General features: G+C 59.7%; 1 tRNA gene and 1 pseudogene. Both read right to left on the reverse strand.

Annotated elements, in window-relative coordinates:
• Positions 1-104 precede the first annotated feature (104 nt).
• A tRNA-Ser gene (locus ABGA94_RS19070) sits at positions 105-187 on the reverse strand.
• A pseudogene (locus tag ABGA94_RS19075) lies at positions 184-303 on the reverse strand (AarF/UbiB family protein); the annotation flags it as partial. The gene ABGA94_RS19070 and the pseudogene ABGA94_RS19075, both read right to left, overlap by 4 nt.

Genomic DNA, 303 nt, shown 5'->3' on the forward strand with positions numbered 1-303 from the left:
TGCAGATCCACGCCAAACGGGTTCTGCAACGCGTGATCCATCGGAACGATGGGAGTCACACCAATAAGAAAAAAGCCACCTGGCGTACCAGGTGGCTTCTGTCTTGGTGGGCCGTCAAGGATTCGAACCCCCGAGGCGCTATAAACGCCTGCCTGATTTCGAGTCAGGTACATTCAACCACTCTGCCACCTCTCCGGGTGGTCCCCGGCGGCCCGGATCGGTGTCGACCCAGATGTTGCCGGCGTGCGCATCGGCATGGAAGAAGTTGTCGCGGAACACCTGGGTGTAGAAGACCCGCACGCC

It is taken from the genome of Stenotrophomonas sp. 3diitr2024, assembly GCF_042136455.1.
GTDB lineage: Bacteria > Pseudomonadota > Gammaproteobacteria > Xanthomonadales > Xanthomonadaceae > Stenotrophomonas > Stenotrophomonas sepilia.